We start from the raw sequence: 3471 nt of genomic DNA, 5'->3' as shown, positions 1-3471 counted from the left end.
CAAATTGCTGAGCCTGAACGAGAGGATGTGCTGATGGCGACGATCGCCGACGAGGCTTTGCGCGAACAGGTCGCGGCGCTGGGGCCGTGGTTCCACAATATCGATCTGGGCGACGGCCTGTGGACGGCCCCCGATCATTTCCTGGGCAATTATCCCGGCTTCAAGTTCGACCGCTTCGCCCATGCCCTGCCTGCCGACCTGACCGGCAAGTCGGTGCTCGATATCGGCTGCAATGCCGGCTTCTATGCGGTCGAGATGAAGCGGCGCGGGGCCGACCGGGTGCTCGGGATCGACAGCGACGACCGCTATCTGGCGCAGGCGCGGCTCGCGAGCCGGGCGCTGGGGTTCGAAGGCGTCGAGTTTCGCAACCTGTCCGTCTATGATGTCGGTGCGCTGGGCGAGCGGTTCGATCTCGTGATCTTCATGGGCGTGCTGTATCATCTGCGCCACCCGCTGCTCGCGCTGGACCTGATCCGCGAGCATGTCGCGGGGGACATGCTGCTGTTCCAGACGATGCAGCAGGGGTCTCGCGACGCCTATGACGCGCCCGCCGATCATCCCTTCCACAAGCCGGGCACGCACCGGCCGCCCGATTTCTTCGACGATGCCGCCTATCCGAAGATGCACTTCATCGAGCGCGCCTTCGCCAACGACTGGACCAACTGGTGGGCACCGAACCGCGCCTGTTCGGAGGCGATGCTGCGCGCCGCAGGCTTCCGGATCGAGGCGCATCCCGAGAACGAGGTCTATCTCTGCCGTGTCGATGATAGACCCTATGCCGAATACGGACCCGCCGCCGTTTATCCGAACAAGGGGGAGGAAACACGATGATCGAAGCCGCGATGATCTGGAACGAGCCGAACAACAAGTCCCACTGGGATCCGGAACTCGATCCCGACTGGGCGATCTTCGCCGATACGGTCGCGCGGGCCGGCAATGCCATCCATGCGATCAACCCGGCAGTGACCCGCGTGCTGGGCGGCATGTCGCCGATCGATCCGGCCTGGGTACAGCGCATGGAGGGGCATGGCGCGCTGGACGCGATCGACGTGGTCGCGGTCCACGGCTTCCCGCTCGACTGGAACCTGTGGTCGATCCACGAATGGCCCGCCAAGGTCGCCGAGATCGAGGCGGTGACGCACAAGCCCGTCTGGGTGACCGAGGTCGGCGTCGGCTCGTTCGGTGCGGAGGAGGTGCAGGTGTTCGGCCTGCGCCGTACCGCCGAGCTGCTGCTGGGCCGCGTGCCGCGGGTCTTCTGGTATTCGCTGTTCGACCTGCCGATGGAATGGGGCGCCACCACCCGCCACCGCGAAGCCGAAGGCTCCAGCTATTACCGCCACTTCTACATGGGACTGATCCGCCCCGACGGCAGCCCCAAGCCCGCGCTCGAGGATTATGCCAGGGTCGCGGGCGAGATGGGGCTGATGCAGTGGTTCCATTTCGAGGACCCCCGGCTGGACGATGCCGTCGCCTGGATGAAGCGGCTGGGCACGAAGAAGCTGCGTACCGGGCTGAGCTGGGCCGACAGCTTCCGCCCCAACGCCACCGACTGGTTCGACCGGCAGATGGAGGCGCTGGCCGATTTCGACGTCACCGTCACCTTCTGCTTCACGCCCGAGCATCTGGGCGTCGCGCCGCACCACACCAGCCCGGCGCGCGAGCCGCAGGCATTTGCCGATTTCTGCGCCTGGATGATCGACCGCTATGCGCCGGCATCGACCAGCGTATCTGCGGTGGCCGCGGAATGAAAATCGGGCGGACGTCCAGTATCAAGCAATTGTAATCCGATGTTATTTTGCTTCGCTTGGCACGGTGCCATCGCGCTGCTGCAACCGGTTCCGGCACCCGCCGGACCCGTTCATGCAGGAGCGACGATGACCCATGAAGCGAGGCGTGTCTGATGGCGCGCAATCCCCTGCGCGTGCTCGGCACCGGCATCATCACCGGGGCGGCCGACGACGATCCCTCCGCGATCGGCACCTACGCCACCGCCGGCGCGCGGTTCGGACTGGGCTTCCTGTGGATCGCCCCCGTGCTGCTGCCGATGATGTATGTCGTCGTCTATGTGTCGGCCAAGCTGGGCCGCGTCTATGGCAAGGGCCTGTTCGCCGCGGTGCGCGACCGGTTCCCGCGCTGGATACTCTATCCCCTCGTCGCGTGCGCGTTCACCGGCAATGTGATCGAGGCGGCGGCCAATCTCGGCGGCATCGGCGCCGCGCTGGCGCTGCTCGCGCCCCTGCCCGTGCCCGCCATCGTCGTCGGGGCGGCGGCGATCATCGTCACCTTTCAGATCTTCGGCAGCTATGATCTGCTGCGTACCATCTTCCGCTGGCTGGCACTCGCCCTGTTCGCCTATGTCGTGGCCGCGATCATGGCCAGGCCCGACTGGAGCGCGGTGCTGCGCGCCACCGTCATGCCGCGCGTGACGATGGATGCCGAGTTCCTGGCGATGGTCGTCGCGTGCATCGGCACCTCGCTGTCCGCCTATATCTACACCTGGCAATCCAATCAGGAGGTGGAGGAGCAGATCGCCGAGGGCAAGGCGCGCTGGCGCCAGCGTTTCGGCGCCAGCCGCGGCGAGTTGGAGCGCACCCGCCGCGACGTCATCATCGGCATGCTCTTCTCCAACATCATCCTCTACTTCATCATCCTGTCGACCGGTGCGACACTCCACCCCGCCGGCCAGACCGAGATCGAGAGCGCCGCACAGGCCGCCACCGCGCTGGAGCCGCTGGCGGGCTCCGCCGCCAAATGGCTGTTCGCCGCCGGCGTCGTCGGTGTCGGTTTCCTCGCGGTGCCCGTCATGTCGACCGGCGCCGCCTATGATCTGGTACAGGGGATCGGACGCGAGGGGCATCTGAACGCGAAGGTCAGCGAGGCGAAGCTGTTCTACGCGGTGATCGTGCTGGTCACGATCGTGGCGGTGGCGCTCAACTTCCTCGGCTTCAATCCGATGCGTGCCCTGGTGTGGTCGGGAATCGTGCAGGGCTTTTCGGTGCCGCCGCTGCTGTGCGCGATGATGGTGATGACCGGCGACCGGCGGATGATGGGCGAGCGGCGCAACGGCTGGCTGACTACCACGCTCGGCTGGATCACGGTGCTCGTCACGTTTGCCGCGGCGATCGCGCTGGTCGTCGCCTGGGCTTCATGATGTCGAATGATAAGGAATAGATGGTGAGCGAGACGATGCAGGCCGCGATACTGGCCGCTCCCGAACGGTTCGAGATGGTGGAGATCCCCCGGCCCGAACCCGGCCCCGGCGAGGTACGCATCCGGCTGGAGGGCTGCGGCGTCTGCGCCTCCAACGTCGAGCCGTGGCAGGGCCAGCCCTGGTCCAGCTTCCCCGGCGAGGCCGGTGGCATGGGCCATGAAGGTTGGGGCATCGTCGATGCCCTTGGTTCGGGGGTATCGGGCGTCGCGATCGGTACCCGCGTCGCCGCGCTCTCCTATCGCAGCTTCGCCGCTTACGAC

The 3471-nt window shown here is 66.4% G+C and carries 4 protein-coding genes; all 4 read left to right on the top strand.

Translation table 11 applies throughout. The annotated features are described in order from the left end of the window. Positions 1 to 33 precede the first annotated feature (33 nt). A complete protein-coding gene (locus tag Q0U08_RS18965; protein WP_298093303.1) occupies positions 34 to 831 on the top strand; it encodes a TIGR04290 family methyltransferase in 798 nt (265 codons plus the stop codon). Further along, the gene (locus tag Q0U08_RS18960) at positions 828 to 1748 is read left to right on the top strand and encodes a glycosyl hydrolase (protein WP_298093302.1); all 921 of its coding nucleotides are present in this window, start codon (positions 828 to 830) and stop codon (positions 1746 to 1748) included. The genes Q0U08_RS18965 and Q0U08_RS18960 overlap by 4 nt, the downstream gene beginning before the upstream one ends. A 152-nt stretch (positions 1749 to 1900) precedes the next feature. Then, on the top strand, positions 1901 to 3151 hold the full coding sequence (locus Q0U08_RS18955; protein WP_298093301.1) for an Nramp family divalent metal transporter: 1251 nt from the start codon (positions 1901 to 1903) through the stop codon (positions 3149 to 3151). A 23-nt stretch (positions 3152 to 3174) separates the two neighbouring features. Next, a partial coding sequence (locus Q0U08_RS18950) for an alcohol dehydrogenase catalytic domain-containing protein (protein WP_298093300.1) occupies positions 3175 to 3471 on the top strand: 297 nt, incomplete at its 3' end.

Origin of the sequence: uncultured Sphingomonas sp. (assembly GCF_946477935.1) — a bacterium.
Classification (GTDB): Bacteria; Pseudomonadota; Alphaproteobacteria; order Sphingomonadales; family Sphingomonadaceae; genus Sphingomonas.
The sequence above is the reverse complement of the archived record's forward strand: the minus strand, read 5'-3'. Positions and strand labels throughout refer to the sequence as shown.